Origin of the sequence: Bacillus sp. FJAT-27001, from assembly GCF_019039175.1 — a bacterium.
Classification (GTDB): Bacteria; Bacillota; Bacilli; order Bacillales; family Bacillaceae; genus Bacillus; species Bacillus velezensis.
In genome coordinates this window covers 189,969-207,056 of record NZ_JAHOAA010000003.1, presented here as the reverse complement: position 1 = coordinate 207,056, position 17,088 = coordinate 189,969, and the positions used below count along the sequence as shown (strand labels likewise).

General features: G+C 47.5%; 17 protein-coding genes. 7 read left to right on the top strand and 10 right to left on the bottom strand.

Annotation, left to right across the window (positions count from 1 at the left end; translation table 11 throughout):
* Window positions 1-30 precede the first annotated feature (30 nt).
* Window positions 31-1,776, top strand: coding sequence for a S8 family peptidase (locus BGM27_RS11180; protein WP_023842873.1), 1,746 nt, complete (start codon window positions 31-33; stop codon window positions 1,774-1,776).
* Window positions 1,777-1,830: 54 nt separating this feature from the next.
* Here the strand turns inward: BGM27_RS11180 and BGM27_RS11175 are convergent, their stop codons facing one another.
* From BGM27_RS11175 to BGM27_RS11165, 3 genes are all read right to left on the bottom strand, one after another.
* A complete protein-coding gene (locus tag BGM27_RS11175) occupies window positions 1,831-2,691 on the bottom strand; it encodes a glycosyltransferase family 8 protein (protein WP_007407730.1) in 861 nt (286 codons plus the stop codon).
* A gap of 259 nt (window positions 2,692-2,950) precedes the next feature.
* Entirely contained in the window at window positions 2,951-3,583 is a 633-nt protein-coding gene (gene ywaC, locus BGM27_RS11170) for a GTP pyrophosphokinase YwaC (protein WP_007407732.1), read from the bottom strand.
* Window positions 3,584-3,714: 131 nt separating this feature from the next.
* A complete protein-coding gene (locus BGM27_RS11165; RefSeq protein ID WP_007407733.1) occupies window positions 3,715-4,650 on the bottom strand; it encodes a 1,4-dihydroxy-2-naphthoate polyprenyltransferase in 936 nt (311 codons plus the stop codon).
* A 443-nt stretch (window positions 4,651-5,093) separates the two neighbouring features.
* Here BGM27_RS11165 and BGM27_RS11160 point away from each other — a divergent pair, with 443 nt between their 5' ends.
* The 6 genes from BGM27_RS11160 (at window position 5,094) to BGM27_RS11135 (ending at window position 10,655) form a co-directional block, all read left to right on the top strand.
* Window positions 5,094-5,243, top strand: a complete 150-nt coding sequence (locus BGM27_RS11160; protein ID WP_003150882.1) for a teichoic acid D-Ala incorporation-associated protein DltX — start codon at window positions 5,094-5,096, stop codon at window positions 5,241-5,243.
* Window positions 5,244-5,258: 15 nt separating this feature from the next.
* Complete coding sequence (gene dltA, locus BGM27_RS11155) at window positions 5,259-6,770, top strand: D-alanine--poly(phosphoribitol) ligase subunit DltA (protein ID WP_007407734.1); 1,512 nt, start codon at window positions 5,259-5,261, stop codon at window positions 6,768-6,770.
* The gene (gene dltB, locus BGM27_RS11150; RefSeq protein WP_007407735.1) at window positions 6,767-7,948 is read left to right on the top strand and encodes a D-alanyl-lipoteichoic acid biosynthesis protein DltB; all 1,182 of its coding nucleotides are present in this window, start codon (window positions 6,767-6,769) and stop codon (window positions 7,946-7,948) included. The genes dltA and dltB overlap by 4 nt, the downstream gene beginning before the upstream one ends.
* Window positions 7,949-7,964: 16 nt before the next feature.
* Window positions 7,965-8,201, top strand: a complete 237-nt coding sequence (dltC, locus tag BGM27_RS11145) for a D-alanine--poly(phosphoribitol) ligase subunit 2 (RefSeq protein ID WP_003150875.1) — start codon at window positions 7,965-7,967, stop codon at window positions 8,199-8,201.
* Entirely contained in the window at window positions 8,202-9,380 is a 1,179-nt protein-coding gene (gene dltD, locus BGM27_RS11140; RefSeq protein ID WP_007407736.1) for a D-alanyl-lipoteichoic acid biosynthesis protein DltD, read from the top strand.
* 186 nt (window positions 9,381-9,566) lie between these two features.
* The gene (locus BGM27_RS11135) at window positions 9,567-10,655 is read left to right on the top strand and encodes a branched-chain amino acid aminotransferase (protein WP_007407737.1); all 1,089 of its coding nucleotides are present in this window, start codon (window positions 9,567-9,569) and stop codon (window positions 10,653-10,655) included.
* Window positions 10,656-10,695: 40 nt separating this feature from the next.
* Here BGM27_RS11135 and licH read toward each other — a convergent pair whose 3' ends face one another.
* The 7 genes from licH to BGM27_RS11105 all read right to left on the bottom strand — a co-directional run bounded on the left by licH (window position 10,696) and on the right by BGM27_RS11105 (window position 17,031).
* Window positions 10,696-12,024: a 6-phospho-beta-glucosidase LicH gene (gene licH, locus BGM27_RS11130; RefSeq protein WP_007407738.1), complete on the bottom strand. Its 1,329-nt coding sequence runs from the start codon at window positions 12,022-12,024 to the stop codon at window positions 10,696-10,698.
* Window positions 12,021-12,353, bottom strand: coding sequence for a PTS lichenan transporter subunit IIA (gene licA / locus BGM27_RS11125; RefSeq protein WP_007407739.1), 333 nt, complete (start codon window positions 12,351-12,353; stop codon window positions 12,021-12,023). The genes licH and licA overlap by 4 nt, the downstream gene beginning before the upstream one ends.
* An 18-nt stretch (window positions 12,354-12,371) precedes the next feature.
* Window positions 12,372-13,730, bottom strand: coding sequence for a PTS cellobiose transporter subunit IIC (celB, locus tag BGM27_RS11120; protein WP_007407740.1), 1,359 nt, complete (start codon window positions 13,728-13,730; stop codon window positions 12,372-12,374).
* A 15-nt stretch (window positions 13,731-13,745) separates the two neighbouring features.
* On the bottom strand, window positions 13,746-14,054 hold the full coding sequence (gene licB / locus BGM27_RS11115; RefSeq protein ID WP_003150863.1) for a PTS lichenan transporter subunit IIB: 309 nt from the start codon (window positions 14,052-14,054) through the stop codon (window positions 13,746-13,748).
* A gap of 98 nt (window positions 14,055-14,152) precedes the next feature.
* Entirely contained in the window at window positions 14,153-16,108 is a 1,956-nt protein-coding gene (gene licR / locus BGM27_RS11110; RefSeq protein WP_007407741.1) for a transcriptional regulator LicR, read from the bottom strand.
* A gap of 146 nt (window positions 16,109-16,254) precedes the next feature.
* Window positions 16,255-16,389 (bottom strand): hypothetical protein, encoded by a 135-nt coding sequence (locus BGM27_RS20750; protein ID WP_369719122.1) that lies wholly within the window; start codon window positions 16,387-16,389, stop codon window positions 16,255-16,257.
* A 51-nt stretch (window positions 16,390-16,440) separates the two neighbouring features.
* Window positions 16,441-17,031 (bottom strand): DNA-3-methyladenine glycosylase, encoded by a 591-nt coding sequence (locus BGM27_RS11105; RefSeq protein WP_007407743.1) that lies wholly within the window; start codon window positions 17,029-17,031, stop codon window positions 16,441-16,443.
* Window positions 17,032-17,088: the final 57 nt, after the last annotated feature.

Genomic DNA, 17,088 nt, shown 5'->3' with positions numbered 1-17,088 from the left:
CCGATATATAAAGAAAAAGGGGGAATTGCAATGTATCACACCCTGAAACCGATAATGGCCGCGGCCTTGTGCGCCGGCCTGTTCTCCGCCGCGGCGCCCGCGCACGCCGAGACGCACGACCGGGACGTTATCGTGGTGTACAAAAATCAAAACGGCAAGGAATCCGCCATAGACAGCGGAGCGGATGTGGAACAGACCTATCAGCATCTCCCGGCAGTCGCCGTGTCAGCCGATTCACAAACGGTGAAAGACCTGAAACAGGACCCTGACATCTTATATGTAGAAGACAATGTATCCTTTCAGGCAGCAGGCGGTTCTGATATCCGCCCGTTATCAGCGGCCCAAAGCAGCAGTTACGCGCTGCCGCAATGGGATATAGAACCGACTCAGGTCAAGCAGGCGTGGAAAGAAGGCTTGACGGGAAAAAAGGTGAAAGTGGCTGTCATTGACAGCGGCATTTACCCTCATGATGACCTTTCCATTGCCGGAGGCTATTCCGCAGTCAGCTATACTTCCTCATACAAAGATGACAACGGACACGGGACGCATGTCGCCGGAATCATTGCGGCAAAACATGACGGATACGGCATTGACGGCATCGCGCCGGATGTCCGGTTATATGCGGTTAAAGCATTAGACAGAAAGGGTGCAGGGGATCTTAAAAGCCTTCTTAAAGCGATCGACTGGTCGATCGCCAATAAAATGGACATCATCAATATGAGCCTCGGAACTAACGCAGACAGCCAAATTCTTCACGACGCCGTAGACAAAGCATACAAAAAAGGAATCGTGATCGTGGCCGCCGCAGGAAACGACGGCAACAAAAAACCCGTCAATTATCCGGGCGCCTACAGCAGCGTAACGGCAGTCTCAGCGTCAACTGAAAAAAACGGGCTCGCGGCTTTTTCCACGACCGGAAAACAAATTGAGTTTGCCGCACCCGGCACCAATATTACGAGCACGTATCTGAATCAAATGTACGCCACGGCTGACGGCACATCTCAAGCCGCGCCCCACGTCACCGGCATGTTCGCGCTGCTCAGGCAGAAATATCCCGAGGAAACAAATACACAGCTCCGGCAGCAGATGCAGCAAAACGTCAAAGATCTGGGCGCTCCCGGACGTGACAGCCGATTCGGGTACGGCCTGGTGCAATATCATGTAAAGCAAAAGAGCTATGCCGAACGGACCGTAATAAAAGCGGAAAAGACGAAAAAACAGGCAGATATCAATCAAGCAAAAACGGCCGTCAGCAAGCTGTCCAAGTCAAAGGGAAAAACCGCTCTCGAGTCCCGGATCAATAAAGTTCAGACGGCAAGAAATGTGACGGACGCAAGAGACAAAGTCCGGACTGCCGAAAAACAAAAGAAAAAAACCGCCGTCAATGCCGCACAAAGCGCCATTCGCAAATTACCGGCCGGTTCAGAGAAAAAAGGGCTGCAAAAGCGGCTGAACGCTGTCAACTCAAGCCTTTTGAAAACAGCTGAGGCCAGCGTCAAGCAGGCGGAAAAAAAGACCTCTGAGGCCAGCACCGCAAAAGCCCAAAAAGCAGTCAGCGAAATCCAGCCGGGAAAAGAAAAAACCGCTCTGGAAAAACGGCTTGACCGGATAAAAGATAAACTCAACCGGCAGCAGGCTAGAGACAAAGTAAAAACGGCTGAAAAAACAAAGACGAAAAAAGCAAAATCAGCGGCGCAAACGGCAGTCAGCCGATTGAAGCCGTCTGCCGAAAAGACCAGCCTGCAAAAACGCGTGCGTGCGATTCGGGTGAAATAGCAAAAAACGCTTATGAGCCGGATAACGGCTTCACAAGCGTTTCATCACACCTGCCTATTGGTTCATGGCCGGGCGGTCGATCGTGTTCCATTTCGTAAAGGACATATATCGGAAATAATGATCACGATACGGGTGCGAGGTGCCTGTATTCCAAGGCTTGTCGCTGCCGCAGAAATGGACGATGGCCGGTTCGGCACGTGTTTCTCTGTAACGTATACGGTCGATCAGTTCAGGAGGCGTTTTCTCGTTCATGATAATATGCGTCTGCGCATTCCAGCGCGGATGCAGTTCATGCCATTGATCATATAAGATCGCGTTAAGCGCGTCCTGATCATGAAACACGAGAAAATCCTCCGAGCTGTTTTCGTTAATAAAATCAATCACCTTTTCGGAAATATTTTGTTTTCTCCAAGGTTCGAAATCTATAATCATAATACCGGAATTGAAATACTTGGCAGTGTCGCTGATATTCATTTTTTTCAGCCTTTCATGCTGTCCGGCGTCTTCTACCGCCGCAACTATTGCCGGGGAAATATCCAAGTCCCATAAAACCGAAATATCTTCCATCACAATTGCATCGCAATCAATGTAAATCATCCGCTTTACGGACTCATCCTTAATTAAATCAGGGATGGAAATGCGGTAATAAGCCGCTTTTGTAATGTGGCTGCTTTCGACTGCATGCTTGTATTGATCAGCGTCTACTTCTAAAAATTCAAGCGGCGTCCCGAATGACATCGCGGTCTGTTCAAGCTTGTCCTTGTTTTCGGCAGTAATTCCGCCGTCGATCACATATAATTTCGCATCCCTTGTTTTATCCATATTCATCAATAAAGAAGCGAACATCCCACCCAAATGACGAGCATAATGATCATCGGCACATGATACGATATGCATTGTTTCATTCTTTCCCACTGATATTCATCTCCCTTTTTGTTGTATAAATGTCTTTCCCTTTTTAAAAAAAGTAAACCTCGATCTTACACATTTTTTCTGCGGGAATGTGCTGTTTGCGATTTGATATCTTTTGCATTCTCTGTTCAAATTCAATCAGGATTTCAGCCTGAATCATCGTCAGAATATATCGCGCAGGAAAGCGAAAACACGTAAACATAAAAACAACCAGCCGGACTGCACATAAAAGCGGTCCGGCTGGTTGTGATGCATCAATTGTTTAATCGACTTCTTTCTTAATCCCAAGCATCTTTTCGTCTAAATAATGGGCAATGTCCGCCGCTTCCTTCAGCTCGTCGGTCAGATGCTTTGGGACTTCGTTATTTAATTTGTAATAAATTTTATGTTCAAGACTCGCCCAAAAATCCATGGCAATGGTGCGGATTTGAATTTCCGCCTTCACATATTCCACACGATTCGTCAAATAAACGGGAATTTCAATAATCAAATGCAGGCTGCGGTAGCCGTTCGGCTTCGGATGTTTGATATAATCCTTCACCTTTACGATCTTCAGGTCCTTATGCTGCTTCAAAACCTCAGCGACATTATAAATATCGGAAATAAAGGAACAGATAATCCTGACACCCGCAATATCATGAATATGCTCTTTCATTTCCTGCGTCGTCACATCGCAGCCTTTGCGCATCAGTTTATTGACGATACTCTCAAAACTTTTCACGCGTGATTTTGTATGCTCGATCGGGTTATGCCCGTGAATCAGATTATATTCCTGGCTGATGATAGAAAACTTCGTATCCAGCTCATCTAAAGCGAATTTATAAACTAATAATTCATTTTTCCAATCTTCCATGACCGTTTTCAAATCATCCATATGGGCTGTTGACAAGTCCATTTTTTTCATCTCCTTGCTTTGCTGTCCATATATGAGACGTGTCAGTCCGCGGTCAGGTTCTTTACAATATCGTGAAGATTATGTCATAAAAAAAAGCAAATGCCGGTTATGGCATTTGCCCTTTCATTTAATCAGCGGAAATAACTGATCAGGAGTCCGATGGAAAGCAGGAATCCGAAAAATGTATTGGTTTGCGCCGTTGATTTCATCGCAATAATCATGTTCATCGGCATTTCGTTTTTCACAAAGCCTTTCACGGCCTGAACGGGTTTCGGCACGCTCAGGAAGACCAGGAACAGCCACGGGCTTGTGTAACCCATGATGACAAGACCGATGATCCAGATGTAAGCGATGGCAAAAGATGCGGCCAGTATCATAACGGCCCCTCTATGCCCCATCAAAATGGCCAGGGTTTTACGTCCGCCCTTTTTATCTTCCTCAATATCACGGATATTGTTGGACAGATTAATGGCTCCGACCAAGATGGCGATCGGGATGGAAATCAAAATGCTCTGTTCATTAATTCTGCCTGTCTGAATGAAGAAAGAAATAAGGACAAATACAGAGCCCATGCAAATGCCGGAGAACAGTTCCCCGAACGGTGTATACGCAATCGGCAGCGGGCCGCCCGTATACAGATAGCCGATCAGCATGCCGGCAAGGCCGATAGCCGCAAGCCACCAGCTGCTGCTCATGCAGATATAAACACCGAGCACGAGGGCAATCGCATAAGAGCCGAGCGCCAGCTGCAGAATTGTTTTCGGCTTCATGCCGTGGCGGACGATCGCTCCGCCGATACCGACGGAATCCTCCGTATCTAAACCGCGTTTAAAATCGTAATATTCATTGAATAAGTTCGTGGCGATCTGGATCCAAAGGCAGGAAAACAGCATGGCCAAAAACAGCAGGAAATCAACCTTTACGTAAAACATCGCCAATACGGTGCCGAGAAGTACGGGCACAAACGATGCCGTCAATGTATGAGGGCGGGTTAGCTGCCACAAAATGCGGCCCATGCTTTCTTTCTCGGGCGTCTTTTGGCTGCCCCCCATATTGTTTTGATTCATTTTCCTCTTCCTTTCTATTAAAAGGCTTTCACAGTCAGCCGATAACAGTAGTGTTGAATTGGGGTTTTCACGTTTTCTGCTACCTTATCTATCATAATAATTTCTTCCTCATTTCACAAGATGCGGCGCTTTATCGGCTATCCTGCCGGAAACGGCTTTTCGCCCTTCTCCATTGGGGTTCGGCACAAGCCTGCTTAAGAAAAAGCCGCCAAAATTTTTTTACCTCGTTTATATTTACGATAAGTTAAAAATCCCGCCTGAACAGCGCCTTTTTAGTATGATCATTTGCCAATTTATACATGCGTGTTTTCCATCCTTTTGTTTCTCATTCATTTTTAAGGAAATTTTAAGCTTAGGATATTAGACATATTTTGAAACTTTTTGTTAATCTAATCGTCATATACTGGTGTAATTATTGAATACGCGGGGAAGGAATTTTGAATATGATGCAAAAATTAAAACGTGCTTATGAAAATACATTGATCAAATGGACGTTTCATACGGGCTTTTATTTTCTGATATTAGTATTGCTCTTTTGGATGTATGGATTTCATACAGCGAATACCGGCACTTATATTTACAACGATTTCTAATCGGGGAGGATAACTATGAAACTACTTGATGCTATAAAAACATACGCAGACGCCAAGCCGCAGGCCGAAGCGTTTCGTTCCTTAGATCATTCCCTCACTTACGGGGAATTATGGGATTTGTCGGAGCGGGTTGCGTCCGGCATTCAAAAACATACAGCTGACGGTTCGAAAGCGCCTGTCCTGGTTTACGGACATATGGAGCCGAATATGATCGTTTCTTTCTTAGGAAGCGTCAAAGCGGGCCGCCCTTACATCCCTGTCGATGTTTCCATTCCGGCGGAGCGGATCGTCAAAATCATTGAAAGCTCAGGCGCAGAGCTGCTTATCAGCGTATCGGGCGATGCAGTCGATACAGGAAGCAATCTGATTAAAACCGTTACGCCCGAAGAGCTTGCAGCTGACGGAGATGCAGACCTCAGCCGTGAGAACTGGGTAAAAGAGCTGGATACATTTTACATTATTTACACGTCCGGCAGCACGGGAAATCCGAAGGGCGTGCAGATATCGGCTGATAACCTGCAAAGCTTCACTGACTGGATCTGCAGGGATTTTCCTGTGGGCGGGGGTAAGACTTTCTTAAACCAAGCTCCGTTTTCTTTTGATTTATCTGTCATGGACATTTTCCCGTCGCTTCAAACGGGAGGTACGCTGCATTGCGTAACGAAAGACAAAATCAATAAACCGAAAGTACTATTTGAAGAACTGGAGAAATCCAAACTGAACGTCTGGACATCGACGCCGTCTTTCGTCCAAATGTGTCTGATGGACCCCGGCTTTACGCAGGAGCTCCTGCCTGAGGCAGAAGTATTTATGTTTTGCGGAGAAGCGCTTCCGGCTGCCGTGGCACAGGAGCTGTTAAACCGTTTTCCGAAGGCCCGCGTATTCAATACATACGGCCCGACTGAAACAACGGTTGCCGTCACCTCCGTTGAAATCACGCAGCAGGTTATTGATGAAAATGAATCTCTGCCTGTCGGTTTTGCAAAACCCGATATGGATATCTTCATCATGGATGAAAACGGGAATAAGCTTCCGGACGGAGAAAAAGGGGAAATCATCATCGCGGGCCCGAGCGTAAGCAAAGGCTATCTCGGAGAACCTTCTCTGACGGAAAAAGCGTTTTTCCCGATCGACGGCCAGTGGGCATATCACACGGGTGATGCCGGTTATGTTCAGGATGGTCAGATTTTCTGCCAAGGACGCCTTGATTTCCAGATTAAGCTTCACGGCTACCGCATGGAGCTGGAGGAAATCGAAGTACATGTAAGGCAGTCTCAATATGTGCGCACGGCGGTTGTCATCCCGTATCAGCCTAACGGACCTGTCGAATATCTAATTGCCGCCATCGTGCCTGAAAAACATGATTTTGAAAAAGAATTCCAGCTGACAAGCGCCATTAAGAAAGAACTGGCCGCTTCGCTTCCGGCCTACATGATTCCGAGAAAATTCATTTATCAGGATCACATTCAAATGACCGCGAACGGAAAAATCGACCGTAAACGCATTGGCGAAGAGGTTCTTGTATGACGCCTTACAGCTCGTTTTTCTTCTTTATCTTACTTGGAATCCTTCTTTTGCCGACGATTATTTTAGGGCTGAACGGCAAGAGATTCCAAGGATACAACATGTTTATATCCATCATCGTATTGGCTTTGATTTTCGCGCATGATCTGCACGGCGTGATCGCACTATGTATCTTTACACTGTGGCAGGTGCTTTTAATCAGGGGTTATCTCGCTTACAGACTGAAAGCCAACAGCGGCTTTGTCTTCAGTATGGCCGTGATCGCGTCCATTTTACCCCTGTTTTTATCTAAATTATGGCCGTTTTTCTTTCCGCCGGCGCCTCATCACACGGTTCATAACCTGATCAGTTTCTTAGGAATTTCTTATTTGACATTTAAAGGCGTCCAGCTGATCATGGAAACGAGAGACGGACTGATTAAAGAAAAAATGCCGCTTCACCGCCTTTTGTACTTTATTATGTTTTTCCCGACCATTTCTTCCGGTCCGATCGACAGATACCGCAGATTTGCCAAGGACGAACAGAAAGTATGGACAAAGGGAGAATACGCTGATTTACTGTATACCGGCATTCATAAAATTTTTATCGGTTTCTTATACAAATTCATTATCGGATATGCGATTAACACGTATTTCATTATGAATCTGTCTCATATCACCCACAGCAAACTGTGGGGTAATGTGCTGTACATGTACGGATACAGCTTGTACTTGTTTTTTGATTTTGCGGGTTACACGATGTTTGCCGTCGGTGTAAGCTATATCATGGGTATCAAATCTCCGGAAAACTTTAATAAGCCGTTTATCAGCAAAAACATTAAAGACTTCTGGAACCGCTGGCACATGTCCTTATCCTTCTGGTTCAGAGACTACGTATTTATGCGCTTTGTTTTCTGGATGACAAAGAAAAAATGGATAAAGAACCGGATGGCCGTCTCGAACATCGGGTATTTCCTGCTGTTCATGCTGATGGGCGTCTGGCACGGACTCGCTCTGCAATATATTGTATACGGCCTGTACCACGCCGTATTAATGACCGGGTATAACTTTTTTGAGAAATGGAATAAGAAATACAAGTGGCTGCCCGCCAATCGTTTTACGGCCTTTTTAGCCATCGTCATCACATTCCATTTCGTATGTTTCGGATTTTATATTTTCTCAGGAAAACCATTTCATCACTAAAGGAGATTGAAAACACATGGAATTTAAACAGGAAGTATTAGACGTATTAGCTGAAGTTTGTCAGGAGGACGCTGTGAAAGAAAATCCTGATATTGAAATCTTTGAAGAAGGACTGCTTGATTCTTTCGGAACTGTAGAACTGCTTGTCGCCATCGAAAACCGCTTCGGCATTACAGTGCCGATCACTGAATTTGACCGTGACGAGTGGAATACGCCAAACAACATTGTAAACAAACTGACTGAGTTGAAGTAAATGAAAAAGCGTTTCTTTGGACCAATTATTTTAGCGTTCGTCCTGTTTGTCGGAGCTATCGCAGTTCCGGCTTCATGGCTTACGCGCTTCATTCCTGAAAAACGTGTCGAAGAGTCGGCGGCAGCCTTAAATCCGAATATGTTCCAGGGACTCTATCTTCAAAACAAAATGTTCGAAGACTCGAAGTATCTGCCGATTTTCGGTTCTTCCGAGCTTTCAAGACTGGATGAGTTTCACCCGTCCAACTATTTCCAAGTGAACAACCAAGGCTTTACGCCTTATCTTGTCGGAAAAGGCGGGGACCAATCCTTGATACACGCCGTGAACTTTGCGGCGCATTATCAGCAGCTGAAAGGCAAAAAGCTGGTATTCATTGTTTCTCCGCAATGGTTTATCAAAAAAGGTTCTGATGAACAGCACTTTGCGCCGAATTTTTCATCACTTCAGGCATTGGATTTAGCATTTAATAACCAGATTGATCCCGCGGTCAAAAAGAACATGATGAAGCGCATGCTCCGTTTTAAAGTCGTTCAGCATGATGCCGTCCTTTCTGAATTGTACAAGGGAATGGTCAACGGACAATCATGGAAAGTGAAAGCGGTCATGCCGGCTGCCAAAGCTTATTATTCTCTGCTTGAGAAAAAAGATCTTTATTATTCAATGGGAGAAACCAAGGGCCCTGAACGGACGATCTCTGAAAACCTGAAAGGGAAATCGTGGTCAGAGTTAAAAACAGCCGCCGCTCAATTAGGAGAACGGAGCTCCAAGTCCAATCCTTTCTATATCGATGACGCTTCTTATAAAAAGATTAAGAAGAAAGTAAAGAGAGTGAAAGGAATCAACAAAGGAAGAACGTATGCCAAATCAGTCGAATATCACGACTTTGAGGATATGCTGGACATTCTGAAAGATGCCGGCGCTGAACCGATGTTCGTGGTTATTCCGGTCAACGGAAAATGGTATGACTACACCGGCTTCCCGAAAAAGGGCCGGACTGATTACTACAAAAAAGTCACTAAGCAAATTAAAGCGAAGGGCTTTCAGGTTGCCGACTTATCCGGGCACGAATATGATCCGTACTTTATGAAAGACACCATCCATATCGCCTGGAAGGGCTGGGTGTACGTCGATAAAGCAATGGAGCAGTTTTACAAAACCGGCAAGGTGACGGTTCACTGAGCACGGTGATGACAGAATACGTAAAAACGAACACGCAGGGGGCATTCTCTCCCCTGCTTTTTATGTGATTTGATTTTTTCACAAATTTGAGGAAAACTATTGCGAATATTTGTTGAAGGTATACAATAGAATATAAATTATTTTCAAATAAGTTTGACAATAACACCAATAGGGAGACAGAACAATATGAAACAAGACATTCGTGTTGAATTGACTTCAGCCAAAAAACCGAAACCGGACCCCCATGACCTTGCGTTCGGCAGAATTTTCACCGACCATATGTTTGTTATGGATTACGACGCCGATCAAGGCTGGTATGATCCGAGGATTATCCCTTATCAGTCCATCTCAATGGATCCTGCGGCCATGGTTTATCATTACGGCCAAACCGTTTTTGAAGGGCTTAAAGCGTATGTAACGAAGGATCAGGAAGTGCTTCTGTTCAGACCGGAGAAAAATATGGAGCGCCTGAACCAGTCAAATGACCGCCTTTGCATCCCGCTCATTGATGAAGAGCTTGTTCTTGAAGGCCTGAAACAGCTCGTAGCCATCGACAAAGACTGGATTCCGAAAGCGGAAGGCACTTCCCTTTATATCCGTCCGTTTATCATTGCGACTGAGCCTTTCCTCGGTGTAGCGGCATCCCATACGTACAAGCTGTTTATCATTCTTTCCCCGGTCGGCTCTTATTACAAAGAAGGCATTAAACCGGTAAAAATCGCCGTGGAAAACGAATTCGTGCGCGCCGTCAAAGGCGGCACCGGAAACGCGAAAACCGCCGGCAACTATGCATCAAGCCTGAAGGCGCAGCAGGTTGCGGAAGAGAAGGGATTTTCCCAGGTTTTATGGCTTGACGGCATTGAGAAAAAATACATCGAAGAAGTCGGCAGCATGAACATCTTCTTCAAAATCAGCGGCGAAATCGTGACGCCGGAGCTGAACGGAAGCATTCTTGAAGGAATTACGAGAATTTCCGTCATCACCCTTCTCAAACATTGGGGACTGACTGTGTCTGAGCGGAAGATTTCGATCGATGAAATCATCCAGGCGCATCGTGACGGCCGATTGGAAGAAACATTCGGAACCGGTACGGCTGCGGTCATTTCTCCGGTCGGCGAACTGATCTGGAATGATGAAAGTCTTGTCATCGGCAGCGGTGAAACCGGAGAGATCTCGAAGAAATTGTATGATACCATTACAGGCATTCAAAAAGGCGCGGAAGCCGACGTGTTCGGCTGGACGACGGAAGTCGCCTCACTAAGCGAATCAAAATAAGCAAAAAACCCGGAATCGAATCCGGGTTTTTTTACTGCTCTTATGCTTCAATCGACTTAAAGAAATGAGGCAGATGTTCTTTGTGGGCCTCAAGCATTTCATCCAGAATGGCCTTTGCCACGGAGTCTGACGGGACGAGAGGGTTGATCGTCATCGCAAGTAGCGCCGTTTGATAATCTCCCGTGACGGCTGCTTCAGCGGCGACGCGCTCAAATGATTTGATTTGCTGGACGAGTCCGCGGACAGACACCGGCAGATCACCGACGGCGATCGGTTTCGGACCGTCTTTCGTCATAACACAGTTTACTTCGACCGCTGAGTCATTCGGAATGCTGGCGATCGCGCCGTTGTTTATCGTATTGACGGGCTGGATATCATGTTTGTCGTTATAGATGGAGCTGATCAGGTTGCAGGCCGCGTCACTGTAGTACGCTCCGCCCCGTTTTTCAAGCTGCGGCGGTTTGATGGCGAGATTCGGATCTTTGTACAGTTCGAACAGTTCTTTCTCAACCTTCTGCACGACCTCGGCGCGTGTGCCCTCCGTCTGTGACGCTTCTATTTCATGCTCGAGCATTTCTTTCGTTTTGAAATAATAGCGGTGGTAGCCGCAAGGAATCAGATCGAGCGCCTTCAGGAATTCAGGCTCCCATTCCGCGCCTGAGATATTTTTCATCGTCATGGCGTTTTTCGGGTCTCCCATGGCTTCAATGACTTGATCTTTCACGCTGACGCCGTCTAAGAAAACATCTAATCCGAAGACCATGTGATTCAGCCCGGCAAATTGCACTTCGATCCGGCTGACATCCACGTCCAATGCTTTTGCGACGCCCATTTTAATGCCGATCGGCACATTGCAGAGGCCGACGACTTTTGTGAGATTCGAGTAGCGGAGCAAGGCCTCGGTAACCATGCCGGCAGGGTTTGTGAAATTCACGAGCCATGCATTCGGACAAAGCTCTTCGATGTCTTTCGCGATTTCCAGAATAATCGGGATGGTGCGCAGCCCTTTGAATAAACCGCCCGGACCGTTTGTCTCCTGGCCGATTACACCGTATTTTAGCGGAATCCGTTCGTCTTTGGCGCGGGCCTCAAGAAGGCCGACGCGGAATTGAGTCGTTACGAAATCCGCATCCTTCAAAGCTTCTCTCCGGTCAAGCGTCAGGTGAATCTCTATCGGAACACCCGCTTTTTCGACCATGCGTTTTGCAAGCGTGCCGACAATATTGAGTTTTTTCTCGCCTTCGGGAATGTCGACGAGCCATAATTCTCTGACAGGCAGTTCCTCATAGCGTTTAATGATGCCTTCCACAAGCTCCGGTGTATAGCTTGAACCTCCGCCGATCGTTACAATTTTAATTCCTTTTGTCATATTTTTGCTCCCCCTTGCAGACTCACTTTTTCGTAAATCTCGACTAACTCAGCGGCCAAGTCTTTCACGGTCATGGCATTCATTAAATGATCTTGCGCATGCACCATCAAAAGCGTCATGTCTGTTTTTTCTCCGCCGGCTTCATTTTGGATCAGTTCTGTCTGATAATGATGGGCTTCGGTCAGTTCCTTTGCGGCTTCCTGAAGCTTTTCTTCCGCCATGGCTCTGTCCCCCCGCTTTGCGGCGGCAATGGCTTCCATTGATGCGCTTCTGCCGTTGCCGCCATGCAGGATGATCTGAAAAATGGTCTGTTCCATTTTTTCATTCATGTGTTTCACTCCCTTTCTCTACAGCACGGCTTTTTCGTCTCCCTGTACGGCTGGCGCCTGCGATTGTTCAAGTTCGTTTTCTTCTTTCAGCTTTTGCGAATCCCACATTCTGAAGAACGGATAGTACACGATAAAGGCTGTGATGATATTAATCGCCTGCATGACAGCCCCTGATATTTTTCCGCCCGTGGCAAGATAGCCGGAGAAAATCGGCGGCATCGTCCATGGGACGGCAATGCCGGCAGGTTTGGCGACGAGGCCAGTGCTCATGCCGATATAGGTAAGGACCAGTGTGACAAGCGGTGTGATAATGAACGGAATGAGAAGCATCGGGTTCATGACGATCGGCATTCCGAAAATAATCGGCTCATTAATATTAAAGACGGCCGGCCCGATGGCGAGTTTCCCAAGCTGCTTCATCTGCTTGCTTCGCGAACGGAGAAACATGGTGACCACGAGCGCCAGTGTCGCGCCGCTTCCGCCGATGTTGATCCAGATTTCAAAAAACTGCTGGGTGAAAATATTCGGAAGCGCATCGCCCGCCTGAAACGCAATCCGGTTGGCATCCATCGCTCCGAACCAGATCGGCGCCATAACGCCGCCGACTATGTTCGCCCCGTGTAATCCGCACGCCCACAAGAGCATTTGAACCGCTTCGGCTATCAAGCTTCCGCCGAGACTTCCCCCAAGAATCGAGAGCGGCGTCCCCAGTACAACGCTTACAATATTATGAAGGCTTTCAAACGGCGTCGCTTCGACAATTAAACGCGCACCCCAGATCAGAAAGATGACGGCAAAGCCGGGAATTAAAGCGACAAATGATTTGCTGACCGCCGGAGGCACGCCGTCCGGCATTTTGAAGACGAAATTCCGCTGGATGATCAGGCGGTAAATTTCCGTCGACAGCATGGCGATGATCATCGCGACAAACAGCCCTTTGCTTCCCATGAGAGACAGCGGGATGCCGCCGCCGACCATGATTTCCTCTTTGGCGCCGGAAGGCAGAAACGGAACTTTGTACGGCGTTGCCAAGAGAAACGCCGCCAAAGATATCGCACCGGCCGATAAAGCGTCCACCCCGTATTTTTCGGCCAGGCGGTAGGCGATTCCGAAAGCGGCGACAAGACCCATGATTTCAAAGGTCGCATCAACCGGATATTGCAGTTTTTGAGACCAGGCGCTTCCGAACGTCTTTGCCATGAAATCCGCATATCCCGGAATCGGCAGGTTGCCGATGATCAGAAAAAATGAACCGATGATAATAAGCGGCATGGTGAGGATGATCCCGTCACGCAATGCTTGCAGATGCCGCTGGGAGGCAATTTTTCCGGCAATGGGCATGACTTTCTCTTCTAAAAACTGGTTCACCTTATTCACACGGCCCGCCCCTTTCTACGATGCGTTTCCGAGCTGTTCCGCTGATTTCAGAACCTCCGCTCCGTTGCATGTGCCGTAATGGACGGTATTGATGACTTCAACCGGCACTCCTTTTGATTCACCCAATTTTTTCAGCTGCGGAAGCAAATAACGGACTTGAGGCCCAAGCAGCAATACGTCCGCTTTATCAATATGCTGGTTGACTGAATCGCCTGACACCGCCCAGATTTTATATTCTTTTCCTTGTTCCTGTGCGCTTTTTTCCATCTTGGTGACGAGTAAGCTTGTTGACATCCCTGCTGCACAAACGAGTAATATATTCATGTAAAAGACCTCCTGAAAGTTTGATATTTTGTATGTCTCGATGTTAGTACCATCATATTATGAAATCGCTTTCATAACTACTCAGGCTTTTTCCGCTGTTAACGGAAAAAAGGTGTATCCCGGTCTTTCTCTGATCGTTTGTCTCTGAATACTCGTAAAACCTCCTGATAGGTTGTGCATTTTAAGAGACGGCTTACCGCGGCCGGATCATCTAACATGCCGCCGAGCCATTTGTACATATGCTGGAGGTCGGCTTTGCTTTCTTTCTCGACGCAGAGCAGGCAGACAAATTGGACACGCTTATCCGCCCAGTCAATCGGCTTCTTCAGCGTGCATACCGCCCAAAACGTCGTGTCTGTCTGCGGAACGAGCGGGTGCGGAATCGCCGTAAGATTGCCGAAACTCGTAGGAGAAATCGCTTCCCTTTCAAAAATAGAATCGGTCAGAGAATCAGAAGCGAGGCCGGCTTCAGCAACCTGCTGTCCGAGAAAACGGATGACGTCCTCCTTCGTCTCCAGATCCTGCTGCAAAAATACCAGCTCCGGTTTCAGAAAGTTCAATTGTTCCCGCTTTTCTTCCAGCATGGCGTCGATTTTTGTAAAATCCCCGCCGCCCAACAACGTATGAACCTTTAATACGGGAACGGGCAGGTCTTTTTTGATCGGAACTGTGCTGACCACAAAATCAATCGACTCAAAGGAAAGCTGGTCAAGGCTGCAGTAATCAGCCGTTCCGACGATTTCAAGACGCTTTGCGAACCGGGAACGGAGCTTTTCTCTTAAAAGCTGTGCGCTGCCGGCGCCGGACGCACAGACAATCAAGCAGCGCTTAGGCGGCCGTTCCGTCTTTCTCCTTTCAATGGCGGCTCCGAAATGAAGCGCCAAATATCCGATCTCATTCTCATGAATATCAATGCCGGTTTGCTCCTTGATCACGATTCCCGCAATCACTCCCGCTTCAAATGCGAGCGGATAATTTTCCTTTATGGCGGAGAGCATCGGGTTTCTCAGGTTCATTCCGTACCGGTTTCGGTTAATCGCCGGCTTGATGTGGAGCGCAAGACCCGCTTTCAGCTCATTGTCGTCCGTAATTCCGAGCTTCAGCTCCCGCTCAATGGCTTCGATCATGGCCTCCGTCAAACGGCTGGTTTCCCCGTCTATCAGCCTTGTAAGCTCTTTTCCTTCCAGTTGTGACTGGGTCATGCGCTTTGTCCCGAGCAGGTGAATGGCGATATAGGCGGTTTCCTGTTCGGGAAAGGTGACCGAAAGCGCAGATTCAAGCTCTTTTACGATGGCTTCCGCTGACTGATATTCTGTTTCAAGCTTAATATCATGAAGATCTTCCGGGATGAGAGATACATAGTTTTCTGTCCGGATTCGTTTGCAGGCAATGGCGATATGGATGATGAGATTGTTCAGGCCGAAGAAAGAAAGCGGGATCTTATGGTTTCGAACCTGCTTCATAATGGCTGTGCGGATCACATGAATGTCGTCTTTCGGCAGAATACCGGCCTTTTCACTCAGGAGATCAGGCTCAGGCTCGCGGTCGTCCACTAAGTATTCCGCCATACAATAACGGAGGCGGAGCTCTTCGCCGCGCAGCTTAAAGCCGTAGTTCGGCCTTGTTTCCAAAATGATGTCATAGGGGCGGAGCCGTTTTTTGACTTCTTTTAAATCAGATTGAAGTGTGGATTTACTGATGAACAGTTCTTCCGCCAAGTCATCCAGCTTGAGGTAGCCGTCGGCCAGAAGCATTCTTTTCATAAGGTAATCTATCCGTTCATCGGGAAAAATCGGCACGGTGCTGTTCTGCTGGAAATTGTCCTGAAGCCAGTTTTTAAACGGCTGTTCATTCCGGATCAGCAGCTTATAGCCGCTCCCTCTGACAGATTGAATGGATGCGCCGTGTTTTTCTACAATGGTTTGCAGTTCCTTTATGTCATTGCGGACCGTCCGCGTCGTTACCTTTACATTTGCAGCGATGACTGAGCTTGTAACCGGTGTTTCAGCAGCTAAAAGCAAGCGCAAAAGTTCACGAAGCCGCCCATGAAGCATGAGAAAAACCTCCTATCAGATCAGATGCAGACGTGAAAAATGGGCAAAAAGAATGAGGAAGGGGTAAATGTATGTAAATTCTATAATGGGGAGGATTTCAAGTCAATGCGGCAATCCGATGCCAAGCCCGTAAAAAAACAGCCGGATCAGCCGGCTGTTCGGGATGCGGACATGCGGTTCCGCTTAGATGCCTTCCGTTCTTTTATGATTTTTCTGATGATCGGATAGATGACGGGCGCCCATTTGATAATCGTTTTGAAAAATTTTTTCAATGTCTGAATCCCCTTTCTTTTACCTTGTCTTTCCCCTGTTATCAGCGTTTATAAACATGGTCAGCGTGAGACATACCGGTTCCCTGTCACCCAATAGCGCCACGGATAATCCCGGGCTTCTCCGCTGTTGTCAATCCCGATTCTCGGGCCTGTTGATATATGCTCAGGCGTAAAACCCTCCGTAATATACAGCGGCGGTTCCGTGATCATGCCGCCGTAGTCGTTCATTGAAATGCCCATCGCCTTCGTCAGTTTTCCCGGGCCGTTTGTCCACTCTCTCGGGGGTCTGCCCGGTCTCCTGCTCTCCATCAGGAACTGCCCTTCATGAGGCTCCGCCGCCCTGATTAACACGGCCTGCGGAATGCCGATGTCCGCGGCGACGACGTTCATTAATGTATGAGTGTGCATGACGTATGTATAAATGCGGCCCGCCTCATGGAACATAATTTCCGTCCGTTTCGTGCGCCGGTTGCCGAAGCTGTGCGCCGCCCGGTCTTCCGCTCCCATATAAGCTTCCGTTTCCACGATAAAACCTGAAGCCGTTCCCTCATCCGTCTCCTTCACCAAGAGACAGCCGAGCAATAAAGGGGCAAGCTCCACTGACGGTCTCTGGTAAAATTCAATCGGCAAAGGCTTTCGTTCTCCCGCCATTTGCCTCCCTCCTTTCTGAATATAGCGATTTCCTCTTTCACGTTTTTCACTTCTTTT

What these genes read in the sequence shown, in the direction of transcription:
- dltD (WP_007407736.1), top strand. Translation starts at nt 8,202, where the DNA reads ATGAAAAAGCGTTTCTTTGGACCAATTATTTTAGCGTTCGTCCTGTTT.
- BGM27_RS11105 (WP_007407743.1), bottom strand. Translation starts at nt 17,031, where the DNA reads ATGGCGGGAGAACGAAAGCCTTTGCCGATTGAATTTTACCAGAGACCG.
- BGM27_RS11165 (WP_007407733.1), bottom strand. Translation starts at nt 4,650, where the DNA reads ATGAATCAAAACAATATGGGGGGCAGCCAAAAGACGCCCGAGAAAGAA.
- ywaC (WP_007407732.1), bottom strand. Translation starts at nt 3,583, where the DNA reads ATGGACTTGTCAACAGCCCATATGGATGATTTGAAAACGGTCATGGAA.
- BGM27_RS11180 (WP_023842873.1), top strand. Translation starts at nt 31, where the DNA reads ATGTATCACACCCTGAAACCGATAATGGCCGCGGCCTTGTGCGCCGGC.
- dltC (WP_003150875.1), top strand. Translation starts at nt 7,965, where the DNA reads ATGGAATTTAAACAGGAAGTATTAGACGTATTAGCTGAAGTTTGTCAG.
- licA (WP_007407739.1), bottom strand. Translation starts at nt 12,353, where the DNA reads ATGAATGAAAAAATGGAACAGACCATTTTTCAGATCATCCTGCATGGC.
- licR (WP_007407741.1), bottom strand. Translation starts at nt 16,108, where the DNA reads ATGCTTCATGGGCGGCTTCGTGAACTTTTGCGCTTGCTTTTAGCTGCT.
- licH (WP_007407738.1), bottom strand. Translation starts at nt 12,024, where the DNA reads ATGACAAAAGGAATTAAAATTGTAACGATCGGCGGAGGTTCAAGCTAT.
- BGM27_RS11160 (WP_003150882.1), top strand. Translation starts at nt 5,094, where the DNA reads ATGATGCAAAAATTAAAACGTGCTTATGAAAATACATTGATCAAATGG.
- dltA (WP_007407734.1), top strand. Translation starts at nt 5,259, where the DNA reads ATGAAACTACTTGATGCTATAAAAACATACGCAGACGCCAAGCCGCAG.
- licB (WP_003150863.1), bottom strand. Translation starts at nt 14,054, where the DNA reads ATGAATATATTACTCGTTTGTGCAGCAGGGATGTCAACAAGCTTACTC.
- dltB (WP_007407735.1), top strand. Translation starts at nt 6,767, where the DNA reads ATGACGCCTTACAGCTCGTTTTTCTTCTTTATCTTACTTGGAATCCTT.
- BGM27_RS11135 (WP_007407737.1), top strand. Translation starts at nt 9,567, where the DNA reads ATGAAACAAGACATTCGTGTTGAATTGACTTCAGCCAAAAAACCGAAA.